The 24,350-nt window shown below is 42.9% G+C and carries 21 protein-coding genes and 1 riboswitch; of the genes, 12 read left to right on the top strand and 9 right to left on the bottom strand.

Translation table 11 applies throughout. The features are described from left to right. Positions 1–543, bottom strand: coding sequence for a DUF1697 domain-containing protein (locus ABS301_RS14055; protein ID WP_349672805.1), 543 nt, complete (start codon positions 541–543; stop codon positions 1–3). Between the two features lie 126 nt (positions 544–669). On the opposite strand from ABS301_RS14055, the gene ABS301_RS14050 reads away from it, so the two are divergent. The 7 genes from ABS301_RS14050 to ABS301_RS14020 all read left to right on the top strand — a co-directional run bounded on the left by ABS301_RS14050 (position 670) and on the right by ABS301_RS14020 (position 9,506). Then, positions 670–1,305, top strand: a complete 636-nt coding sequence (locus tag ABS301_RS14050; RefSeq protein ID WP_349672804.1) for an MBL fold metallo-hydrolase — start codon at positions 670–672, stop codon at positions 1,303–1,305. Between the two features lie 100 nt (positions 1,306–1,405). Next, positions 1,406–2,212 carry a nitroreductase family protein gene (locus ABS301_RS14045; RefSeq protein ID WP_349672803.1) on the top strand — a complete coding sequence of 269 codons (807 nt, stop codon included), beginning with the start codon at positions 1,406–1,408 and terminating at the stop codon, positions 2,210–2,212. A 56-nt stretch (positions 2,213–2,268) separates the two neighbouring features. Further along, positions 2,269–2,853: a TetR/AcrR family transcriptional regulator gene (locus tag ABS301_RS14040; protein WP_349672802.1), complete on the top strand. Its 585-nt coding sequence runs from the start codon at positions 2,269–2,271 to the stop codon at positions 2,851–2,853. A gap of 160 nt (positions 2,854–3,013) precedes the next feature. Then, positions 3,014–3,625, top strand: coding sequence for a TetR/AcrR family transcriptional regulator (locus ABS301_RS14035; RefSeq protein ID WP_349672801.1), 612 nt, complete (start codon positions 3,014–3,016; stop codon positions 3,623–3,625). Next, entirely contained in the window at positions 3,618–6,185 is a 2,568-nt protein-coding gene (locus ABS301_RS14030) for a PEP/pyruvate-binding domain-containing protein (RefSeq protein ID WP_349672800.1), read from the top strand. The genes ABS301_RS14035 and ABS301_RS14030 overlap by 8 nt, the downstream gene beginning before the upstream one ends. Before the next feature lie 341 nt (positions 6,186–6,526). Then, a complete protein-coding gene (locus ABS301_RS14025) occupies positions 6,527–8,548 on the top strand; it encodes an SPFH domain-containing protein (RefSeq protein WP_349672799.1) in 2,022 nt (673 codons plus the stop codon). A 97-nt stretch (positions 8,549–8,645) separates the two neighbouring features. Further along, positions 8,646–9,506 (top strand): AraC family transcriptional regulator, encoded by an 861-nt coding sequence (locus ABS301_RS14020; RefSeq protein WP_349672798.1) that lies wholly within the window; start codon positions 8,646–8,648, stop codon positions 9,504–9,506. 59 nt (positions 9,507–9,565) lie between these two features. Here ABS301_RS14020 and ABS301_RS14015 read toward each other — a convergent pair whose 3' ends face one another. Beyond that, positions 9,566–11,227, bottom strand: coding sequence for a DUF2207 domain-containing protein (locus tag ABS301_RS14015; RefSeq protein WP_349672797.1), 1,662 nt, complete (start codon positions 11,225–11,227; stop codon positions 9,566–9,568). Positions 11,228–11,483: 256 nt separating this feature from the next. On the opposite strand from ABS301_RS14015, the gene ABS301_RS14010 reads away from it, so the two are divergent. Continuing rightward, the gene (locus tag ABS301_RS14010; protein WP_349672796.1) at positions 11,484–12,401 is read left to right on the top strand and encodes a non-reducing end alpha-L-arabinofuranosidase family hydrolase; all 918 of its coding nucleotides are present in this window, start codon (positions 11,484–11,486) and stop codon (positions 12,399–12,401) included. A 54-nt stretch (positions 12,402–12,455) separates the two neighbouring features. Here the strand turns inward: ABS301_RS14010 and ABS301_RS14005 are convergent, their stop codons facing one another. From ABS301_RS14005 to ABS301_RS13975, 7 genes are all read right to left on the bottom strand, one after another. After that, on the bottom strand, positions 12,456–13,943 hold the full coding sequence (locus ABS301_RS14005) for a TrkH family potassium uptake protein (RefSeq protein WP_349672795.1): 1,488 nt from the start codon (positions 13,941–13,943) through the stop codon (positions 12,456–12,458). Positions 13,944–13,947: 4 nt separating this feature from the next. Then, positions 13,948–14,613, bottom strand: coding sequence for a potassium channel family protein (locus tag ABS301_RS14000; RefSeq protein WP_349672794.1), 666 nt, complete (start codon positions 14,611–14,613; stop codon positions 13,948–13,950). Then, entirely contained in the window at positions 14,610–15,056 is a 447-nt protein-coding gene (locus tag ABS301_RS13995; protein ID WP_349672793.1) for a potassium channel family protein, read from the bottom strand. Before ABS301_RS13995 ends, ABS301_RS14000 begins: the two co-directional genes overlap by 4 nt. Positions 15,057–15,068: 12 nt before the next feature. After that, positions 15,069–15,410 (bottom strand): hypothetical protein, encoded by a 342-nt coding sequence (locus ABS301_RS13990; protein WP_349672792.1) that lies wholly within the window; start codon positions 15,408–15,410, stop codon positions 15,069–15,071. A 161-nt stretch (positions 15,411–15,571) separates the two neighbouring features. After that, positions 15,572–16,270: a response regulator gene (locus ABS301_RS13985; RefSeq protein WP_349672791.1), complete on the bottom strand. Its 699-nt coding sequence runs from the start codon at positions 16,268–16,270 to the stop codon at positions 15,572–15,574. Further along, the gene (locus tag ABS301_RS13980; protein WP_349672790.1) at positions 16,254–17,786 is read right to left on the bottom strand and encodes a sensor histidine kinase; all 1,533 of its coding nucleotides are present in this window, start codon (positions 17,784–17,786) and stop codon (positions 16,254–16,256) included. Before ABS301_RS13980 ends, ABS301_RS13985 begins: the two co-directional genes overlap by 17 nt. A gap of 17 nt (positions 17,787–17,803) precedes the next feature. After that, positions 17,804–18,217 (bottom strand): GNAT family N-acetyltransferase, encoded by a 414-nt coding sequence (locus ABS301_RS13975; protein WP_349672789.1) that lies wholly within the window; start codon positions 18,215–18,217, stop codon positions 17,804–17,806. A 148-nt stretch (positions 18,218–18,365) separates the two neighbouring features. Further along, positions 18,366–18,439, top strand: a riboswitch (Fluoride riboswitch). Positions 18,440–18,491: 52 nt separating this feature from the next. On the opposite strand from ABS301_RS13975, the gene ABS301_RS13970 reads away from it, so the two are divergent. The 4 genes from ABS301_RS13970 (at position 18,492) to kdpC (ending at position 24,305) form a co-directional block, all read left to right on the top strand. Next, positions 18,492–19,706, top strand: a complete 1,215-nt coding sequence (locus ABS301_RS13970) for a chloride channel protein (RefSeq protein ID WP_349672788.1) — start codon at positions 18,492–18,494, stop codon at positions 19,704–19,706. 270 nt (positions 19,707–19,976) lie between these two features. Then, positions 19,977–21,662, top strand: coding sequence for a potassium-transporting ATPase subunit KdpA (kdpA, locus tag ABS301_RS13965; protein ID WP_349672787.1), 1,686 nt, complete (start codon positions 19,977–19,979; stop codon positions 21,660–21,662). Between the two features lie 15 nt (positions 21,663–21,677). Beyond that, positions 21,678–23,735 (top strand): potassium-transporting ATPase subunit KdpB, encoded by a 2,058-nt coding sequence (gene kdpB, locus ABS301_RS13960; protein WP_349672786.1) that lies wholly within the window; start codon positions 21,678–21,680, stop codon positions 23,733–23,735. Positions 23,736–23,747: 12 nt separating this feature from the next. Then, entirely contained in the window at positions 23,748–24,305 is a 558-nt protein-coding gene (gene kdpC, locus ABS301_RS13955; RefSeq protein WP_349672785.1) for a K(+)-transporting ATPase subunit C, read from the top strand. Positions 24,306–24,350 lie beyond the last annotated feature (45 nt).

Here is a 24,350-nt window from a genome sequence, read left to right as displayed (position 1 = left end):
TTACATACCCGAAAGCTGTAATAGCTTTTTAGCAGTGTTTGCATTTCTGATTGTGACACTATTATATGCTGACTTTCCTACGATCTTTGACCACCTTGTTTTAGAAAATGTTTTTATGGGTGCTGACCAGAATATTACCTGTCCGTAATAACTCACCTGTTCATATTCCTCTTTGGCAATGCCTACCTCATCCATAATCTCCGCTGCAGTGACAGGGGGTATGACAAATATTGCATTATGCTTTGATTGTTCATCGTTATCCCACCAGGCAGGTGCATTGCACAGGGCAGCGGATAATTCTTTGGCTGATATAATTGTAACAGCGATGTTTAAACTAAAATAATCTGATATTGCAGATTCACAAACCTTCTTGATTTCTTCTTTATCTTCGTTATCACAGGAGAAAATCACATTTCCGCTGTTGATATAAGTGATAACATCCCCATATCCACAATCTTCAAACATCTTTTTTAATTCTGGCATTGATATTTTATTTTTACCGCCAACGTTAATACCACGTAACAATGCAATATATTTTTGCATATGCATATCCTTTCTCAGTTTTTGATTAAAATGTATCATTGATAAAAACATCATATCACATGTATAATTAATCTTACCATAATAAAATAATTGGTTTTGCAGATGGGGTGAAGGGAGCAAACTGATATGTATCATATTGTACAAATTAAAGCAGGATCAAATTGTTATCTTGTATCGGAAAATGATTCATCAATCCTCGTAGATACAGGGTTAAAGGGAAATGAACGAAAAATATTAAATGCGTGCAAAGGAAAAAACATAACACTTATTGTACTTACCCATGGTCACATCGATCATATACAAAATGCAGCATATCTTGCAAAACAACTGCAGGTTCCTGTCGCCATGCACGAAAAAGATGTAGAGCTGTTACAAAATAATTTGTGCCGTGTAATGAAATCAAATGGATTTTTAGGTAATATAATTAGATTTTTCTCAGTTATGAGTGCAAAATACGCAAAAATCCAAACTTTTAAGCCAGACGTTATGCTAAAGGAGGGGGATCAATTGCTGAAATATGGAATCGATGGAGAGATAATCGAATTGCCTGGTCATACTCAGGGGTCCATTGGAATTAAGCTGAGAGACCAAAGTCTATTGGCTGGTGATGCGTTAATGAATTTTTTTACACCAGGAATCTCGTTATTATATGAAGATTATGAACAAATGAAAAAGAGTGCAGAGAGAATATCCAATATGGGAAGGCTCATGATTTATTTCGGACATGGGAATGCAGTTGAAAACCGTATATGGGTAAAATAATACTTGACTAATCATTCTAGAAAAGATATACTTAGGACGAATTAAGAACGATCGTTCAATAATTTGAAACCGTAAAATATATCATAAGGAGCAGATTAAAATGGGTTTAATAACTGTAAATGAAGAAAGCTGTATTAAATGCGGGTTATGTGTAGAGGAATGCCCAAAAGCAATTATAAAAATGGAGTCATCAGGTCCGGCAGAGGTGAACCCAGAAGGCTGCATTGCCTGTGGTCATTGTGTTGCCATTTGTCCAAAGGAAGCCATGGACAACGTGAAATCACCGCTTGCACAGCAAGGTGCAATTGGAGATATGCCAAAATTGAGCCCACAGGAAGCAAAGAATTTTATCCGGACACGTCGTTCCATGCGTTCCTATAAGAATAAACCAGTAGAAAGAGAAAAACTGCTTCAGCTGGTTGAGGTAGCTAATTTAGCTCCCACTGCCAGTAATACACAAGGAATTTCTTACATGATTATAGACGATAAGAAAAAGATTGAAGCGATAGTAGAAGAATATGTGAACTGGGTTGAAAATCATGAGATCTATGGTAAAATATTGAATGGAATTACAAAGGGATACAGAGAAAATAAGGTAGATACAATTTTAAGAAGCGCTCCCAGTATCGTACTGGCATTAGCGGATAAAAACTTTTCTCATGGTAGAGAAAACTCCATTTTCTCATTAACTTATCTTGAATTATTTGCTCCATCTCTGGATCTGGGATCTTGTTGGGCTGGATTATTTGAAATTTGTGCACGAAGTGAAGGTTCCCCCATGCATAAGCTTTTAAATATTCCGGAAGAAAAACAGATTACAGGTTGTGTCATGGTAGGATATCCAAAGTATAGCTACAAACGTTTTACAGAAAGACAGCCAGTATCTGTTACATTTTATCAGGAATAGATTAAGAAGCCGCCGGTTCAATCAATGGTACCATATAAATAGTGGGAGGTGATCAGATGGGGCGAAATAAGGAATTTGAAGAAGAAGCTGTTCTCCAGAAAGCGATGGAATTGTTTTGGAAACAGGGATATGAAAAAACTTCTATGAGCGATCTGGTAGAGTACATGGGGATTCATCGAAAAAGTCTGTATGATACGTTCGGGGATAAGCATGCGCTTTATTTAAAGGCTATCGATTACTATAGTGTCAGTATCTCTGAGAGATTAAAAACTGTGATATCACAGGCAGATACTGCAAATGAGGGTATTAAAAGTATTTTTGATATCATGATTAATGGTACAAATGAGAGACCATGGGGGTGCTTTATCGTAAACGCTGCCACTGAGCTGGCTCTTAGGGATAAAGAGGTAGAGGAGAAGATAGAAGCTGTATTCGCCGGATCAGAAAAGCTTATGGGAGATCTGGTCAGAAAAGGCCAGGAGTGTGGTGAATTCTCATGCGGTTTAAGTGCAGAGGCATTGGGAGAAATTCTACATTGTACTTTACTTGGTATCAGGGTATATACCAGGACATCAACAAGCAGGGACAAGTTAAACCATTTAGCAGATAATTTCCTTCAGTTGTTAAAAACTAAGAATTAATAGAAAAGCAAGAAGATCTTAACGGAATTTCATTGTCCGTTAAAATCTTCTTTTTTAATTCTTCGAAAATAAATAAATTATCCTTTACAAGCGACCGATAGTCGCTATATAATGAATGTATAAGAAGCGACCACCGGTCACTATAAGGAGGTATTATCACATGCCAAAAGGAATTATGCTTTCACCCCAACAGCAGGAAGCGCGCAGGGAAGAAGTTATCAGTGTTGCCTTGCGGCTTATAGCCGAAAATGGTTTCCAGAAAACATCGATGCGGGAAATTGCAGTTCTAGCGAACATGGGAAAGTCCAGTTTGTATGATTATTTCAAAACTAAAGATGAGATTGTTGTATATGCATTTGAGAAGGTAATAGAAGAGAACATACAAATCATACATAAAATTATTTCTGAGGAATCCTCTCCAGAGCAGTGCATTAGAAAGATCATGCTGAATCATCTTACCGTTCCAAAACAGTATCGATCTGTGATGATGTGGTTAAATGCGGAATCGGACTATTTAGAAGAAGATTACCGAAACAGGCTGAAAGCTGCACGTTATAAATATCAGGATAGTATTCAATCGGTGATTGAAAACGGAGTGGATGCAGGCGTTTTTCGCAGAACTGATGCCGCCCTTATGACACGTTTGCTGCTAAATTCTGTTATAGCAATTGTCTACACATCCCGGCCGTCTGCCAGTATGGAAAAAATGCTGGATGAAACAATGAATATATTTCTCCACGGAATCATGAATGGGGGGAAGGATTATGATTGAATATACACTGCCCCTTGCGCAAACTAAAGCGGGTATTGAACTGGTTGGTGGAAAAGGTATGTCTTTATCAAAACTTCTGGCGGCGGGAATTTCTGTACCAGATGGTTTTCATATAACGACAGCTTCTTACCGGCTCTTTGTTGAAATGAACCATATTGAGCCTTATATTAATAAATTGCTGGATGAAATTCATTTTACTGATTCCACCCAGCTGGATGCTGCATCAGCCCAGATCGGAATGCTTTTTCATAAAGGAAAAATGCCAGAGGATGTTGCATCAGCAATACAATTGGCTTATGCCAGATTAGGATGCATTCCTGTTGCTGTCCGTTCCTCTGCAACTGCGGAAGATCTGCCGGAGGCTTCTTTTGCAGGACAGCAGGATACCTATCTTAATATACTGGGAGAGTACCAGGTTCTTGATGCTGTAAAGCGGTGCTGGGCTTCTCTGTGGACAGCCCGCGCCATTGCTTACCGCATGAAGAATCATATAAAACAGGAGCAGGTTTCAATTGCTGTCGTAGTGCAAAAACTTGTGTTTTCCGTTGGGGCAGGCGTTATGTTTACTCAAAATCCTATGAATGGCAGACGGGGGGAGATGGTCATCAATGCAGCCTGGGGGCTTGGTGAAGCAGTGGTATCCAGCTTAGTGACACCAGATACCATCATTGTGGATAAGAATGCCAGACGAATTGTTTCATATAAGCCAGCAGATAAAGAGATCATGACGGTTCGCACCACAAACGGTACGGAAGAAATTTCAACTCCTGCGAAGTTAAGGAAAAAACATACACTGACCGGGGATCAGGTTATGCGGCTGGCACAGCTTGGAAAGAAAATTGAAACGTATTATCAAATGCCCATGGATGTAGAGTGGGCAATGGAAAAAAACAAATTGTATATTGTCCAGGCTCGTCCGATTACGGTTCTGCCACCGGAGTGGGTGCTGCCGGAAAAAGATGTGATATACACAAAGGGCAGTCTGGCAGAACACCTGCCAAATCCTGTCACACCTTTGTTTGCCACGCTTGGTCTTGGAATCATTAACCGTGCATCGGCACTTTTATGGGCTGATATGTTTGATAAGAGTGCAAAAAAACTGCTGCCGCAAAACGGGGCATATACGATAATTAATGGATATGTCTATCTCTCTGCAAAATCAAAGCCCCTTCTTATTGCTGCAAAATCACTTTCTCCTTACGCCCTGCGAAAGACGCTGACCAACAGTATCCCTCGCTGGAAAGCGGCGCGGGAAGAATTTGAGACAGTGGTAAAGGAATGGGAAGAGAAACCTCTGCATACGCTGAGCGCCCATCAATTGATGGAGGGAATTCAGTCTGTATTTTTCGCGGCATGTATTTATTTTACAAGAATCCAGCTTACTCTGCCCGCTGCTTCCTTAAGCGAAGCGTTATTTACAAAATTATTTACTGGAACAGTTCGCCGTGCCGGTATAACAAGTACTTCTGTTTTCCTGCTTGGTTTTGATACCATTGCTTTGCAATCGGAAAAGAATCTTTGGAAGATCTCGGAATGGGCAAAGAAAAACAACTCCCTCAATCATTATCTGCAAAACAATCTCACATTAAATATCGGGAAAGATACCATGTCCCCAACTGTCCCGGCAGGAGTCACTGAGGAAGTATGGAGGGAATGGAAAAACCGAATCAATCAGTATTTCAAAGAGTTTGGCCGCACCGCTTATGAATTTGATTTTTCCTATCCAACACCACAGGAAATGCTTACCCCAACGCTGGAATCCATAAAATCATTTATGGAAGGGAAAGGGGATAGCCCTTTTTTGCGCCAGTCAGTATATGAAAAACATAGGAAACAGGCGGAAGATACCACATTAAAGCTGATAGATGGCACCCGTAAAAAACTATTTTTAAAGCTGCTTAACTGGGCGCAGGAAACGGCTCCCATGCGTGAGGATGCGATATATCTGATGGGTATGGGGCATCCACTGATTCGAAGTATGTTCAGGGAAATTTCAGAGCGCATTTTACGAGGCGGAGCTATTCTGCTTACCGATGATATATACTGGCTCACAAAAGCAGAATTGGAAGCACTGGTAATTCAGTTGGATAAAAATATGCTTTTATCGGATCTGAGAGGGGGAATACCTGCCAGAAAGGCAGAATTCAAAAAAATCCAGGGTTATGTCTCTCCCTCGAGATTGCCGGAGAAAAAAGAAAATACCATGTTACATGTACCACAGAACCGAAAAGATGAGAAAATTGTATTGAAAGGAATAGGCACCAGCACCGGCGTTGTTACAGCACCAGCCTGTGTCGTGCACAGCCCCGCAGATTTTGAAAGCTTTAAGCCCGGAAGCGTGTTAATTGCCGTAACCACAACTCCGGCATGGACACCTTTGTTTACTTTGGCAAGTGCCATTGTAACGGATATTGGCGGTCCGCTCAGCCATTCAAGCATTGTTGCCAGAGAATATGGAATCCCCGCAGTCATGGCTGCCCACAACGCGACAAGAACAATCCAAAGCGGGCAAATAATAACGGTGGATGGAACGGCGGGGACGGTGACCATCAGCGGGTAGTAAAGATTTATAATTGGTAAAAATACGAATTAAAAACAATAAAGTCTTCTTTCAGATTGCATAGAAATATGTTAAACTAAGATTAGTTCCCCCTTGCTCCCGCAATCGCAGGCCGACTTTTCTAAAACTTTAAATATGCAATTCGTAGTGTAAATGTGCATAGATGATATTTAGAGAATTTAGCATTCGTTACAAACCTGCAATGAACAGTTGCAATCAGGAATTTTTTTGATTTCATGGAATAACAGTTACATAGCAGGTCTGGTTTTCAAAATCAGAAGAAAAGAGGCATTTATCATGGAGAGCAAAGTCTCAATTATAGCTGACAGGAGGAATTACTCATGGAAGAATGGCTGACATTGGCGGGAATTTCAGTAGGAACAGTTGTGTTGCTTTATCTGTTTATTTTCAAGATACTTGGATTAAGAGTTATCAACTCAAATGAGGTAGCAGTCGTAGAAAAGTGGTGGAGTCTTAAGGGATCACTAAAGGATTCCATTATTGCCTTAAACGGAGAAGCCGGGTATGCGCCTGGACTTTTGCGGGGCGGTATCCATTTCAAATCCGTATTGATGTACAAGATACATAAATATCCGCTGATCACGATTCCCCAGGGGCAGATTGCCTATTTATTTTCCCGTGACGGCGCCCCTCTTTCCCCAGTGCAGACTCTGGGACGGATTGTGCCTGAAGCCAACAATTTTCAGGATGTTTCCGGATTCTTAAAAAATGGGGGACAGCGTGGGCCACAGAGAGGAATCTTAAGAGAGGGTACCTACGCCATCAATCTGGCACAATTCATTGTAATTACGCCCAGCGCAATTAAATCCATTTCCAGCAATTTAAAGCAGGAACGGAACGAATTGGTCAGCATGCAGAAAACCCTGGCTGAAAGAGAAGGCTTCTCACCCGTGGTAATTATGGGCAGAGGGGGCAATGAGTCCAGTGACATGATGGGAATTGTTACGGTCCATGACGGAACTTCTATTTCCCAGGGAGAGATCATCGCCCCGGATGTGGGCGAAGAGCATGCCAGTTTTCAGGATCCGGAGAAGTTTCTGGAGCTTGGCGGAAGGCGGGGAAAACAGATTCAGATTTTAACAGATGGTACTTACTATATCAATCGTCTTTTTGCCACAGTTGAATTCCGACCTAAAACAGTGGTTCCTATTGGTTTTGTAGGCGTTGTGGTTTCTTTCTTTGGCAGAGAGGGAGTGGATACCTCTGGAGAAAACTATAAGCACGGAGAATTAGTAAGCGTAGGCTCCAAGGGCGTACTGGAAAAACCTCTGATGCCTGGAAAATATGCGTTCAATACCGATGCGGGAAAAGTAGTACTTGTTCCCACCACCAATATCATCTTAAAGTGGAACAAAACCGAAACTGGCGACCATAAGTATGATGAAAATCTTACGGAAGTGGATATTATCACCAAGGATGCGTTTGAGCCTTCCCTTCCATTGTCCGTAGTCATGCATATAGACTACAAGCAGGCGCCATGGGTCATTCAGCGTTTTGGAGATATTGGGATGCTGGTAAACCAGTCTCTTGATCCGCTGGTCAGTGCATATTTTAAAGATGTGGCGCAGACGAAGACACTCATCGAGCTGATACAGGAGCGAAGTGCCATTCGTGAACGGGCTGTTCTTGAAATGAAAGAGAAGTTTGAAAAATATAATCTTCAGCTTGAGGAAGTATTGATCGGTACACCGAAAACCACAGTAGCCGATACTCAGATTGAGAATATTCTGATGCAGCTTCGGGAACGTCAGATTGCAGAGGAAAAAAAGGTCACCTACCAAAAACAGCAGTCTGCGGCGGAAAGTGAAAAATCCCTGCGTGAAGCCCAGGCAGTAGCAGAACAGCAAAGTTTCCTGACCAAATCCAAGATTCAGATTGAGATTGAGGGTAACAATGGTGCAGCACTTGCTAGCCGTGCAGAGCAGGAATCCAATCAGATCATAGCTCTTGCGAAAGCCAATGCATCTAAAATCAAGCTGGAAGGCGAGGCGGAAGCTTCCAAGGAATCCAATGTGGGATTAGCCAAAGCCCAAGCCATTGAGGCACAGGTAAAAGCGTATGGGGGCGCTGAATACCGGGTTATTCAGGAGATTACGGATAAGCTGGCCGATGCTGTTAAAAATGCGACTGTTGATATCGTTCCGAAAACGGTTGTGCAGATGGGGAACGGAGAAAACGGAAACGGTGCTGGCGGAACCGGAACTATAATGGATACACTGCTGAAATTTATTACTTTGGATAAACTTGGCGTATCCCTGCAGCATATGAATGAGCCGTCTGCTGTTACTACGGAAGAAGAGCCCCTGGTCAAATCAGAACAAGGGGAAGAGAATATGGTTTAAATTGCTGACATAAAATAAAGGACCCGATAAAAGCCAATTTACTTTATCGGGTCTTATTATTTCAATTCTGCTATACTGGGCACAGAAAGGAGGCAGGATGGACTATTTAAAAGAAATGAATCATGCAATTGACTATATTGAAAGCAATTTGGATGGAGAGATTGATTACACCATGGTAGCAAAGCTGGCTTGCTGTTCGATCAGCTGTTTTCAACGGATGTTTTCTTATATCGCAGATATACGCTTGTCAGAATATATCCGGCGCCGGCGAATGTCATTAGCTGCATTTGAATTGCTAAACAGCAATGTGAAAGTAATCGACCTGGCTGTTAAATATGGTTATGAATCCCCGGATTCTTTCTCCCGCGCATTTCAAGCGATTCATGGAGTAATTCCCTCTGTGGCACGCAGTGACGGGAAGTCTTTAAAAGCTTATCCTCGTATAACCTTTCATATTTCTATTAAAGGAGATGCTGAGATGAATTACAGGATTGAGAAAAAGGAAGGGTTTAGAATTGTAGGAATGAAGAGACATTTTCACGCACCTGAGGATGATCCGGGTGCTGTGGACAAATTTTGGAGGGAAGTCTTGAAAGACGGGACTTACGAAAAATTAATCGGTTTATCCAATGGTGCTCCAAAAGGTGTTCACGGTTTTATTCAGGTGTTAAGTGAGGAAAACGTGGATTATACCATTGCATGTATCACTGATCAGGAGCCGCCGGAAGGAATGGAAAGCTTTGTCATAGGTGAATCAACCTGGGCCGTTTTTGAACTGGAAGGTCCGGTGAGTAAAACATTGGAGGTTGCATGGAAATGTATTTTCAGTGAGTGGCTTCCTGCTTCAGGCTATGAATATGCAGAATCTGTGGATATTGAATGCTTTCCTGATGAGGGAGACAGAGGTGCCAAAGAGTTCAAATTCGAGATATGGCTGCCGGTTAAAAAAGAATCATGATAGTGAGATACCGCCAGGGATTTAACAGGTCCTGACGGTATCTTTTATTTAAACTTTTGTTAACGGCTTCCGCCGCCGCCTCCCCCGGAAAAACCGCCGCCGCCCATAGAACTGACACCGCCTCCGGTTCCGTCCATGTTTGCACTGGGGGACGCAGCACTGGAAACATGGTTTGTCATGGTCATTAAATATAACATACTATAGGAATTACAGCCATACAGACCTGCAAAGGAATTAAAATATGCCGGGTCAAGGGCTTTCATACTTTGAAGAACCTGTTCCCCCATATGAAACAGGGTGGCGAAGACTAAATAATCACCCCATAATGCTCCCTGGGAGGTCTGGTATTGTTTTTGCCCACCCAAATCTTTTAAATATTTTTGAAACCCAAGTATTCTGACTGCCTGTTCAAAGCCAGAAGAAGTGAAACGAAGAGTACCTTTTATGTCTGTGGCGGCTGCATTTAAGTGCATTAATTCATTGTCGCCTTCCAGTTTCACTGCTTTTTCCCAGGCAGTGAGCTTCTTATGAAAATTTTCTGAACGCTTTCCAATATCAGAAATCCGAAGAACTCCATTTTCGTCAGCTTCACTGGCTAAGATTTGATACAGGGAATTCTCCGCTTCAGTTCCATGAGGCTTATTCTGTCCGAATACCACCGCTTCTTCTTTTTTCAGCTTTTTTCCGTCCTCATTTTCCCCATTTTCCATGCGGATATACCCTGCTTCCTGCCAGCGGATAAGATATGCTCCCAGCGCATCTAAGGGAATCCCCCTGCGCAGCAGATGCATAGCGGAATATACGGCAGGAATACTGCCTCCAAAGGGAATGGTCCAGTTGATATCTATATGTTTCATTCCAGGAAACCTCATAACAGTTCCGTCTGCCAGCTTATATCTGGAATAAAAGAAGATACTTGGAATAATGACAGCTGCTGACGCTGCTAAAATGGAAAAGAGGATCGCTTTAGCCAGATCAGATTTATCATTATCAGCCGATTTCTGCAATTTTTCAAACGACATACCGCCTGCTTTCGCCATGGGAAATAAGCTTCTGTCGAAGCGGCAGAGCACATTTCCATAATCATTTTTTTCCAACGCTTCTGAAGAATAAGCGATCAGACTGCCGCCCGGGTCTATTTCCACCTGACCTGTAAAACCGTAAGCCCAGATTCTGGAGTTGTCCTGGGTTAATTGTGTATCAGGCATCCGGATTTTCATGGAAATCGATTCAGGAGCGCTTGAAAGTTCTGATATAAACTGATGGTAAAATCCAGCATAGTCACCGTAATCTTTCACCAGACCATCCAGGGTATATTGTATGGTATATTGATGGTCGCCATAGTTCCCAATTCCCCAGCAAAGTTCATATCCCTGTGAGGTTTTTAATATGCCGCAGGTACCGGCCTTTTCTTCTCTGGAACGCTTTGTATCCCAGTTTTCCAGGGTTTTGTATTGCTTTCCTGATTCGTCTGATACAAGAAGAGAATGAACGCTCATTCCTTTCATGTGATACAACGCTTTGTAATATTCCGTACCGTCAGATACACCGCGGACATCCCAGACTTCTGTTATAACGGCAGATCCATCTTTCTTTAACAGGACGTCTACATTGATTGATGGGATTGCCTGTTCTGCTGCAAATACCGGGACTGCATTCATTAAAAAGACAACTGCAATCAGTAAAAAAAAGTGGAATAAACTTTTTTGTTTTATTTTCATTTTCTTCTCCTGTCTTATAATTAGTCAATATGTAACGAAATGTTGTTTAAAATGCACTTATTGTAGAGTATACCACATTTTTAAATTCATATCACATTTAAAACAATACTGCAAAATCAGGAGGAGCACTTCCTGTATCCTTTGCATATCATATAAAGGGAGGCGATAATTCACAGATTTGCAAGATTGTGTCGGACAGCCAGTGGAAATCACCAAGGATAAAAGGGCAGTAAAAATGTATTAAGGGAGAGAGTATATGATGAAGAAGCTATTAAGTGCAACAGCAGTATCCAATCCAACATGGTATGCAGATGAGAGAGTTATTTTTCATGGACAAGCAAACCCCTATGATTATTATGGCGCAAAGGATCCTACCATTGTTTATTATGGAGGAAAATATCATGTATTTTATACCGGTGCCAATCAAAGCGGTGGCTGGCAGATGCTTTATACATCAGCCTCTACGATTTCAGGTCTTAAAAATGCTGCACGAACCTATATGAGTTCCATTGGAGAAAACTATTTTTGTGCACCTCAGGTATTTTACTTTGAACCAAAGAAGCTATGGTATCTGGTTTATCAGGATGGAACCCATGGAGCAGCATACGCAACAACAACGAATATTGCTGATCCAAAATCCTGGTCAGGGCCTAAATCCTTTGGCATTTCCGGAAACCTGGGATGGGATTATTTTGTGATTTGTGATAATTCCTATGCTTATATGTATAATACCCCAAGTGATGGTTCCGGTAAATTATATGTACGAAGAACTTCACTTTCTAATTTCCCGTCAGGCTGGGGATCTCCATCCGTAGCCATATCAGACACGTTCGAAGGTGCAAATGTCTACAAGTCTCTGGCAGATGGTAAATACTATCTTGCAATTGAAGATCAAAAGGATGGCCGGTATTATGAATTATGGCAGTCTGGCAGCGCCGGAGGTCCGTGGAGCAAATTGGCTGAGAAATGGGCATGGAGAGGAAATTTACAATATAAAGCTGACAGGTGGACCACCAATGTATCTCACGGTGAATTCATCCGTGCCGGATATAATCAGAAGATGGAGATCAATGATATTGATCGTGTTGATTTTCTTATCCAGGGTACTAACAACTTATCAGGACCTTATCAGAAGATTAACTGGGACCTGGGAGTGATTAGAAATTATAAATAGAGAAATGGTACAAGCAATCCCGGGTGCTATATGCCCCGGGATTTTTCTGCCATATCATTGTAAATTAGATTTTCTGGGCTTTACCAGCTTCTGTCTGATTAAAGAGCCTGCAGAATAAATTCCTGTCAGAACAATAAAAATTTCAAGTCTTCCAAGCATCATACCAAGCATTTCCACCACCAGGGTAGCGTTGCCGGTAGCAGGAGAGGTGAGTCCAATGGACAGTCCTACCGTGCCCAGGGCAGAAGCAAATTCAAACATGGCTTCTGTCAGTGAACAATTGGAAGTTACGGTAATCAGAGATGTGCCGATGATATAAAGAAACAGATAAGTTGTTACAAACCCAGTCGTATCCGCAGCCAGAGTGGTGTCAATCTCTGTTTTTCCCTGTGCCCTGTAATAGTAGATCGTCTCCACATTTCTTGGTGAAGTAAGGCGTTTGTGTATATTTAACAGGGCAGTACGGATCATCACATAAACACGGGTCAGTTTGATACCGCCAGCCGTGGAACCGATGCCACCGCCGATTAACATGGTTAATATCAGCATATTCACAGCAAGCGGCGGCCAGGAGGTATAGCTCATACTGGAATAGCCGGTTGTCGAAAGTGCAGAGGTAATATCAAATAAAGCCCGGCGAAGTCCTTCAAACACACTCATATTCATACTGTGTATCAGGGAAAATGCTGTAACAGGAACAGTAAGGATCAGAACAAGAAACATGAAGCGGACTTCGCTGACTTTTAATACCTGCTTCCATTTCCTTTTTGTCAGAAGCAGCAGTACAGCAAAATTTGTGGTGCCTATTAACATTTGAATAATTGTAATGATCTCTATGGAAAAGCTGTTATATTCCCCGATGCTGTTTAATCTGGTTGAAAATCCACCGGTAGACAGGGAGCACATGGTATGATTGACTGCATCAAACAAACTCATACCGGCAATTACATAAGCTGCGGTTCCTATTACTAAAAACCCATGATACATCAGACAAATGGTCTGAGCAGTCTTTTTTAAGTTTGGCAGAAGTTTATCCGGATGCCCCTCGGCGCTATACAGATTCATAGATTGTTTATCCTGTATCAGCATTACCATCATCATTACAAATCCCAGGCCTCCGCAAAATTGCATAAAGCTTCTGTGGAACAGATAGATATGAGGGGTTATAGTCACATCCATGACGGAAAGGCCGGTAGTCGTCCAGCCGCTGACTGCTTCAAACAGTGACTGAACAAACTTGAGCTGCCCGCCCAGTACAAATGGTCCGGCACCAATCAGAACACCCCAGCCCCATGCAAACAGGACTGTAAGGCTGCTGCGCTGCATGGAAGTACGCCATTCAAACTTGGATTCTTCCTTCTTTCTCATCAGACATAGGATACTGCCAAGTACCATAGAGCCAAGTGATGGAAGAATAAATGGTATCATATAGATTGTATCCTGTGGATAAAATGGAACGATTACCAGAGGGACAGCAACTAGGATACCGATCAGAATCATGAGTTTTCCTATATTACTGCGATTATAAAATTTACGGGTCATGTTATCACCTTCCTGTCAATTCCTGAATAGCGGCCATCTCCTGTTTATCCGAGGAGATCAGGACAAGCATATCACCAGCCAGAATCCGGGTGTCGCCTCTGGGCACCATGGTCGTATCCCCACGTAGAATACAGCCCACAATCACTTCCTTAGGAAGATTAATTTCCCACAGCTTTTTCCCCACAGCCGGTGAAGTGCCGGGAATAGGAACCTCTGCAATATTGACCCGCCCTTCCCCAATGGGAATTAAAGTTGTTATTCTATCTACAAAAGCCTGCTGTTCAATAATACCGGTAATTGCAGTAATAGCACAGACAACACTGTCTATTCCCATCTTGTAAAAAAAGTCGGTTTTTTTCGGATCGGTTAAAAGTGCGACTGTCTTTTTTACCTGAAACTTTTTCTTGCACAATTCGCAGATAACAAGATTATCTTCGTCTTTTGCAGTCATGGCAATGGCGATATCCGCATCCTGGGCGCTTGCATCTTCTAAAACAAAGGGACGTGTTCCATCTCCGTGAATCACAGTAAGTCTGTCGATTTCAGACAGTTTCACACAGTCTTCCAATGTATCATTAATGACGGTTACCTGATACCCTTTATTAATTAGTGAGGTGGAAAGAGATTTTGCCTTGCTTCTCCCTCCAACCAGCAATACCTTTGTTTTCATGATTCTGCCTCCTGTTTGTATAATATTTTATCTATTTCTTTTACAGACAAGATGGCAGGGCATATGGTGTCGATTCCAAACTCATGATAAACGTATTCTCTTTCCGGATCATACAGCCTTGCAATAACCCGCTCAATGTGGAATATTTCTCGTGCAACCTGAGCGACCAGTATATTTGCGTTATCGTTATTGGTAACAGCGATTACGGTAGTTGCATTGTTTATCTGCGCTTCCTGCAAAATGTCCAGGTCTGTAGCATCGCCATTTAAGGAAAGACCGCCAAAAGCAGGGGACAATTTTCGAAAAGCCTCTTTGTTTTTGTCAATGATCAGAACATCTTCCCCGTTGTCGGAAAGGGTATTGGCCAGGTTCGCACCTAATCTGCCGCACCCGATGATAATTGTGTAATTTTCATTTTTCTGTTTATTTATCTGAATTTTCATATTCAACTCCTCCTAATGGCCATTGCCATCGGTTATACAATCATTTTCGTCATAAGCGCACCTGCCATTTGAGAAGAAAGTGCCGTAGCATTCCAGATTCTGCCGTGCAGGCAGATATGTGGGGTCAAGTGCCCAGGCTGCTCGAAAGTGCTTCATGGCAGCGGGGTGATCCCCCGTTTTTTCAAGCAGGATTCCAATCAGATTATGGGGCTCCGGCGCATGAGGATATGCTCCAATTGCCTGGCAGATCATGGTTTCACACGTCCGATAGTCCTGCATACTGATTAAATCCCGTATTGTTTCACAGAGGGCTGTAAGAGTTTCTTTATTTTCGTTTAATTCTTTGCTTGCCATTGATGGGAACCTCCTTTGCAGATTTCTTACACAGTTATCCTATCAAAAAAGCTGTGAGCATGGTGTGAGAGACCAGTAATTCCTGTGAGAAAGCTGTGAGGATGAAAAAAAGACCATTTCCGGGTTATGGAAATAGTCTGATATGAAAAATAAAATTGTGTTTATACGTCGGAAAGCCGGTATCCTACCCCGATTTCTGTCAGGATATAGCGTGGCTTCGCCGGGTTTTTTTCGATTTTTCGTCTTAGACCCGCCATCAGTTTTCTAAGAGCCTGAGTGTCAGATCCATACCCTGCCCCGTAGATTTCTTTAATAATATAGTTTGTAGTCAGTACTTTTCCAATATTTCTGAAAAACAAAGAAAGCAGGCTGTATTCCAGAGGGGTGGTGTGCAGTTCGCTGTCCTCAAGATACACCAGACGTTTATCCAGATCAATTTTAAGTTCGCCTACAGTTAAAGTGGCCTGTAACCGGGTACCTCCTGCTTTGTACAGATGGCGGATGGCAACCCGGATGCGAGCCATGAGTTCCATGGAAGAAAACGGCTTTGTAAGATAATCATCCGCTCCATTGTCCAGTGCAGATGCTTTTTCCTTATCCTGATCCCGTGCGGATACCACGATAATAGGCATTTCCGACCATTCACGAACCTTTTTTATCACTTCCATTCCATCAAAATCAGGAAGTCCAAGGTCAAGAAGCATAAGATCAACCTGCTCCGTTACCAGAGTTGACAGCGCACCCTGTGCAGTTCCTGCAGTGATATAAGAAAAACCTTCCTGTTTCAGTGAATAGCAGATAAAATTACGAATCTGTGAATCATCTTCTACAATCAGGATTAGTTCATTCCGGTTTTGCATGATTGTGTTCCTCCTTTGGCAGGGTGAATATAAATTCAGCACCCATCTGGTCAGTTCGGTTATGACCTTCTATGGTACCATCATGAGCTTTGATAATTGCTTCACAGATCGGCAGCCCAAGACCAACACTTCTTTGGGAATCCACTTTTCCGGTGTGAGTGGTATAAAACATCTGGAAAATATTGGGCAGGTCTGATACTGCTATGCCGCACCCGGAATCAGCCACGGAGAAGACGGCGAAATGGTTTTCCTGACTCACTGTAATTTTAATCTCACCAGAGGGAGGTGTTTGTTTAATGGCATTATCAAGTAGATTAATCAGCACCTGCTCAATCAATTTTGCATCCATGGGGACAAGCAGAACTTCTTCAGGGACATCTACCGTAATTTCGTATTCCGGATGGCGCTTTAGGATATGCCCCACAGCTCCGCCAACAACTTCTTCTGCGGCTTCCAGCTGTTTTGTAATGGTAAGACGCCCATCCTGCAGCCGGGTCAGACTTAAAATATTTTCAACCAGTGAATGCAGCCAGTCCGCATCTTTATGAATCCCATCTGCCAGATCATATCTTGGATCCTGTGGTTCGGTCATGTCCATAAGTATCTCTGATGTGCCCATGATTCCGGAAAGAGGTGTGCGAAGGTCATGAGAAATAGCCCGCAGGAGATTACTGCGGTATCGCTCCTGGATTGTTTCCTCTCGTGACTCCTGCTGTTGTCTGGCGCTTCGGAAACGATCCATGGCAAGCGCCGTGCTTTCAATCATGGAACGAAGCAGACGTTTTTGAGGTTCCCCCATGGAAACTGCATGTTCTTTCGGTATTCTAAGAATTCCAAGTACGGATTCTCTGCCGTAAATTGGCCAGTCGTAAAATTCGCTCCCTATGGAATAACCGCTTCTCAAACCTTCTATCCGGTGCTTTACTTCAGCCGTATCATCCACTTTTCTTCGCACCTGCTGATTGCTGTTTAATTGCTGAATAAAGCTCTGCTCTGGCTGACCGCATTCGTCAAAGCACAAACAGGCAGCACGGCAGTTGATAATACCACTGATGGTTCCTGTTGTGATACTTGCAATATCGGCTATATCAGCGGCATCCGTTAATCGGTTGGTAAGGTGAAACAATGCACTTGTTTCCGCTTCTTTTTCCTGTGACTCCAAAGCATTTTGTTTAACTTTCGAAGTAAGGGTGCTTGTGATAATTGCTGTGATTGTCATAATACCAAATGTTATGAAATAAGTTGGATCACTGACAGAAAGAGTATAGTAGGGCTCTGTAAAAAAATAGTTAAAGGTAAAGGTAGCTACTACAGCAGCCACAAGACCGTAAGTATATCCCCTTGTAAAGCGGGCAGTAATTAAAATAGAAAGAAGATAAACAATAACGATGTTTGTTTCAGGGAAGCCAATCATTAAAAAAATCCAGCCGACGCAAGTGGCAGCGGCAATGATTACCGTTGTTATTATTATATATCTTATTATTTCTTTAAAATCTTTATTTTTAAAGAATTTCACGATTCCTGCCTCCGAATTTAAAGCGTTTTGGTAAAGTAATAGCGCTTTCCCGTTACTGGATAGTTCTCTAATGTGAAGACTTCCCTGTATCCATGTTTCTTATAAAACTGAGGCGCCTGAAAACTAAAAGTATCTAAAAATGAATACTTACAACCACGTTCTTTTGCGGTTTCTTCTGCCTGTTTTAAAATATCACTTCCGATCTGCTTTCCCCGTAACTCTTCGCTTACCCAGAGATACTTTACAAACAGCCAGTTTCCATGGGTGCTGCCGATTAACCCTGCAATTTTTCTGCCTGTTTCATCCGGAAGATAGATCCCCAGATCCCTGGGATTTTTGTCTTCAATTCTTTCTAAATTATAGTCCAGCAGGCCGTCGAAAATATATTTTTCATCGGTTTCATGAATGGTATCTGTTATCTCGAAAATCATTAACTTTACTCTCCTTTATACTCAGGCGGTTTAATTTTTACTTGATCAGAGCATATCACATTTACAAACAGGATTCTACCGTTTTTATGCAGTTATTTATAGGAGCGTACTTGACAAGGTCTGAAAAAGAAAGTAAACTTAATACTATTATTGTACTGGGAATGAGGCTCTCCCTGGATCGTTGGATTCAAACCGCACTTTGCTGATGGCTTCTGTATATTTTTTTGAATATACGGAAGTGATCAGTTATTTTTTTGTTAAGGAGTAAAATACAATGTTTTTAGAAAAGTTAAAAAATATAAGGCAGCTTTTTATATTAGGGATATGTGCAGTGGTAATTGGAGCTGTAGTAGGAGTACTTGATGCAGGTTTTGGTAAAATGCTGATTTTTTTAACCGGTGTCAGGGAACGCTATTTTTTCCCCCTTATATTATTCTTACCGGCAGCAGGAGTAATCATAGCAAAAGCATATTCTTTATTTGGGGGGAAATGCGTAAGAGGAATGGGGCTGATTTTTTTGGTAGGTCATGGAGAGGAGGATGTAATTCCGCTGCGGCTGATCCCCTTTACGGTAATCGGCACGTGGCTGACCCATCTTTTTGGGGGCAGTGCCGGACGTGAAGGTGTGGCGGTACAGATTGGTGCAACAGTTTCTCACTGGGTTGGCCGTAGACTGAACATGGTTTCCCATTCAAAGGTATTTCTGATCACAGGTATGGCGGCTGGATTCTCCGGATTGTTTCAGACACCCATTGCCGCGTGCTTCTTTGCACTTGAAGTTTTAATCGCGGGTTCTTTGCAGTATACGGCTTTATTTCCTGCAGTAATTGCAGCTTTTGTGGCCACTTGGGTTTCCGGCAGCCTGGGTCTGGAAAAATTTCATTATAATCTTCAGACACAGATACAGTTGGACCCTGTATTTATTATAAAATTGATTTTATCAGGGATTATATTTGGTTTGGTGGGTGCAATGTTTGCCCATGGCTTAAAACTGGTAAAGGACAAATTGAATAACCGGTTTAAGAGTCCCGTCAGTAAAATAGCCATAGTAGGAATGATCCTGGTGATTTTACTGATTCTGTCAGGAATGGGGCGGTATTCCGGTCTTGGTACAAACTTGATTTCAGCAAGCTTTCATGGCGATAAGATATACCAGTTGGACTGGATTTTCAAATTTGTTTTAACAATTATTACATTGGCAGCCGGATTTCAGGGAGGAGAAGTTACCCCTCTGTTTTCCATTGGATCAAGTCTTGGAGCTGCCTTGGCGGTGATACTTGGCCTGCCCGTTGAATTTGCTGCAGCATTGGGATATACAGCAGTTTTCGGCAGTGCAACCAATACTCTTTTAGCTCCTGTTTTTATAGGAGCAGAGGTTTTTGGATATTCTTATGTACCGTATTTTTTCCTGGTATGCTGCGTGGCTTATGTCTTTAACGATAACAAGTCCATCTATTCGGCACAAAAAAATCTACAGGATATGCTATAATCCATATAGAAAAAACAGGCTGACTTCATTTCTTTTGAAGTCAGCCTGTTCACGTTTTTGTTCTGTTACCGGCACCATTTCTATCTTGACACTTTCTTGATACCGATCATGATGAATTGACACATTCTTGACATCTTTTCTGATATCATTATGATTGCAAATAACAAAAAAGGAGTTGAGAGTAATGGGAATCGTACTGGTAATATCAGGCTGTATTGGTTTGGCTTTGCTGATTTACTTATTCTATATTTTATTTCGAGGTGAGAATTTATGAAGATGATAATCCTTCAGGACATTTTATACGTTTCTCTTCTTATTGGATTGTCCATTCCACTGGGCATTTATATATATAAGGTGATGACTGGTCAGAACGTATTTCTGACCCGAATGCTTGCACCTGTGGAGTATGGGATCTATAAGCTCATGGGAGTGAAAAGTGACGAAGAAATGGGGGCAAAGAGATATGCCCTTTCTGTCCTTATATTCAGTGGAATCGGTTTTATCTTCCTCTGGCTGATGCAGATGCTCCAGGGCGTTCTGCCGTTTCATGAGGCAGGAATAAAAGGCACAAGCTGGCATCTGGCTTTTAATACAGCTGCAAGCTTTGTAAGCAATACCAACTGGCAGGCATATTCCGGTGAAACAGGTCTGACATATTTTACCCAGTTTACAGGGCTTACTGTTCAGAATTTTGTCTCAGCGGCAACGGGAATCGCGGTGGTATTTGCCCTGATCAGGGGTTTTGCTTCGAAAGAGAAAAAGACAATCGGAAGTTTTTGGGTGGATCTGACCAGAACTACGCTCTATGTACTGCTTCCATTGTCCATGATTCTTGCCATTGTGCTGGTTTCACAGGGAGTCGTTCAGACCTTTGGACCATATAAAGAGGTTGCCATGCTGGAAAATGGTGGGGTTCAGACCATTCCCCTGGGACCAGCGGCAAGCCAGATTGCCATTAAACAGCTTGGAACAAACGGCGGCGGATTTTTCGGAGCAAATTCGGCATTTCCTCTGGAGAATCCCACGGCATTATCAAACCTTCTGCAGGTGCTGTCCATTCTTCTGATTCCCGCATCGCTGTGCGTGTCTTTTGGAAAAGCGGTAAAGGACAGCACTCAGGGAAGAGTCATCTATTTTGTCATGATGTTTTTCTTTGCTGTTTCCCTGATTGCGGTAACAGCCAGTGAGCAGTTTACCGCTCCATACTTTGTGGGAGCAGCAGCTTCTGCCAGCATGGAAGGGAAAGAGGTGATTCATGGAGCAGGCGCATCGTCCTTATGGGCGGTGGCGACTACTGCAGCTTCAAATGGTTCAGTAAACTCCATGCACGACAGCTTCACGCCCCTTGGCGGCATGGTATTAATGTTTCTGATGCAGCTGGGAGAAATTGTTTTTGGCGGTGTGGGCAGCGGCCTTTATGGAATGCTGGCATTTGTCCTTCTCACCGTATTTATTGCAGGACTGATGGTGGGCAGGACTCCGGAATATTTAGGGAAAAAGGTGGAGCCGTATGATATGAAAATGGTTTGTCTGCTTGTGCTCGTTCCGCCCCTGGTAACGCTGATTGGTACTGCAGCAGCAGTTTCCATGCCTGCCGCTTCGTCATGGCTGACCAACTCAGGTGCTCATGGTTTTTCTGAGATTTTATATGCCTTCTCTTCAATGGGAAATAACAATGGCAGCGCCTTTGCCGGTTTTAACGCGAATACTGTTTTCACCAATTTAACCGGTGGTTTCATAATGCTGCTTGCCCGTTTTATACCCATGACTGCTGCAATTTACCTCGCCGGAAATATGGCCGGTAAGAAAACAGTTGCTGGCGGTGAAGGAACATTATCAACCAGCGATAGCATGTTTGCTGGGCTTTTAATCGGAGTAATCTTTATCATCGGAGCGCTGAGCTTTTTACCAGCCCTGGCCCTTGGTCCGATTGCAGATTATTTTACGATGCGATAGAATGAGGTGATCAATATGGAAAAGAAACGTGTAAATAAAAATATTTTTGCGGACGCGCTGAAACAATCCTTTATAAAGCTGGCTCCGGGCATACAAGTGAAAAATCCTGTCATGCTGGTAGTCTATATTGGAGCGATTCTGACAACTGCTCTTTATATCCTGTCATTTATGGGCGTTAAAGATGAGAACGGAGGCTATATCCTAGTCATATCACTCATTTTGTGGTTTACTGTTTTGTTTGCAAATTTTGCAGAATCCATTGCCGAAGGGCGTGGGCGGGCACAGGCCGATACTCTTCGTAAGGCGCGTAAGGATGTGAGGGCGAGGAAGCTTAAGTCGGCAGGAAATGTGGATGAATACACAGAAATATTATCGGCAGAGTTGAAAAGAGGAGATATCGTTTACGTGAAAGCCGGAGAACAGATTCCCATGGATGGAGAGGTAATCGACGGTGCAGCATCTGTGGATGAAAGTGCCATTACTGGTGAATCAGCTCCTGTTATCCGGGAATCAGGCGGGGATAGAAGCGCGGTGACAGGAGGAACCACTCTGGTATCTGACTGGCTTGTAATTGAGGTGACGGCGGAAGCTGGAGAGAGTTTTTTAGATAAGATGATTGCCATGGTGGAAGGCGCGTCCAGAAAAAAGACACCCAATGAGATTGCACTTCAGATCTTGCTGGTGACTTTAACCATTATTTTCCTGGTGGTAACAGCGGCTCTTTTGCCCTTTTCAGGATTTGCAAGCCTCCAGGCTGGCAGAGGTTCGGCCATTTCCATCACAAATGTGATCGCCCTTCTGGTCTGCCTTGCCCCCACTACCATCGGCGCGCTATTGTCCTCCATCGGCATAGCCGGTATGAGCCGTTTAAATCAGGCAAATGTACTGGCTATGAGCGGCCGGGCGATTGAAGCCGCAGGCGACGTGGATGTACTTTTGCTGGATAAGACCGGAACAATCACTTTGGGAAACCGTCAGGCAAGTGAATTTATTCCGGTAAATGGTGTGACGGAGCAGGAACTGGCAGACGCTGCCCAGCTTTCCTCTCTTGCCGATGAAACGGCAGAAGGCCGAAGCATTGTGGTTCTGGCTAAGGAGAGGTTTGGAATACGTGGGAGAGAACTTTCCCGGCTGAATGCAGAATTTGTGGAATTTACAGCAAAAACCAGGATGAGCGGCATTGACTATCAGGGAACACAGATCCGGAAAGGTGCGGCAGAATCAGTAAAGGCCTTTGTAACAGAACAGGGTGGTATCTATCCGGAGGAATGCCAGCAGATTGTGAAACGTGTTGCAGGTGCAGGAGGAACACCCCTTGTAGTTGCAAAAAACAGCCAGGTGATGGGTGTTATCTATCTGAAAGATATTGTCAAGAATGGCGTGAAGGAACGTTTTGAAGATTTACGTAAAATGGGAATCAGAACAATCATGATTACCGGCGATAATCCCATGACTGCTGCAGCAATCGCAGCAGAAGCAGGTGTGGATGATTTTCTGGCAGAGGCAACACCGGAAGCCAAGCTGGCACTCATCCGTGACTATCAGTTAAAAGGGCATCTGGTAGCCATGACCGGTGACGGAACCAACGATGCTCCGGCTCTGGCACAGGCAGATGTGGCTGTGGCAATGAATTCCGGTACCCAGGCGGCAAAGGAAGCTGGCAACATGGTGGATCTGGACTCAAGTCCGACGAAGCTGATTGATATTGTACGGATAGGCAAACAGCTGCTAATGACAAGAGGCTCTCTGACCACATTCAGTGTGGCAAATGATGTGGCGAAATATTTTGCCATAATTCCTGTTTTATTCTTTGGGATATATCCCCAGCTGACGGCCTTAAACTTTATGGGGCTGACCAGTTCAAAGACTGCCATTCTTTCGGCCATTATTTATAACGCGCTGATTATTATAGCGCTCATCCCTCTGGCACTGAAAGGTGTGAAATACCGGGAACTGCCTGCAGGAAAGCTGCTGAAAAGAAACATGCTGGTTTACGGTCTTGGCGGTATTGCAGCTCCGTTTATTGCAATAAAACTGATTGATATGCTGCTGACTGCCAGTAAAATTGTGTGAGGTGAAACGAGGATGGGAAAAACCAATATATTGAGACCCGCTTTTATCTGTTTCTTTGTAATGACAGTATTGTGCGGAATACTTTATACAGCAGCAATTACAGGGATTGCACAGATTATATTTCCAAAACAGGCAAACGGAAGTATGATTACAGTTACATTAAAGGATGGTTCGAAAAAGGAGTACGGATCTGAACTGATGGCCCAGGATTTTACAAAGCCGGAATATTTAATAGGAAGACCTATGGGTACGTCCAACTTATCGCCTGTAGGGAAAGAGCAAAAAGAACTGGTGGAGGAGCGGATTGACTGGTGGCATTCCATTGATCCGGAAAATACAGCAAAAATACCAATGGATCTGGTAACAGCTTCGGGAAGCGGTGTAGATCCCCATATTTCACCAGAAGCCGCGCAGTATCAGGCCTCACGGATTGCCAGGGAACGAAATATAAGTAAGGAAGCCGTGAAAGAATTGATTGAAAAATATACGACAGTACCATTTCTGGGTATCTGGGGTGAGCCGGCTGTTAATGTGCTGAAAGTAAATTTAGCCCTTGATGGATTGCTCTAATTCAAAGTGATTCAGCTTGTTTATTATAGAGAATAATGGTGATAT

This window comes from Lacrimispora sp., from assembly GCF_031982545.1.
Classification (GTDB): Bacteria; Bacillota; Clostridia; order Lachnospirales; family Lachnospiraceae; genus Lacrimispora.
This window is presented reverse-complemented; position numbering and strand designations above follow the sequence as displayed.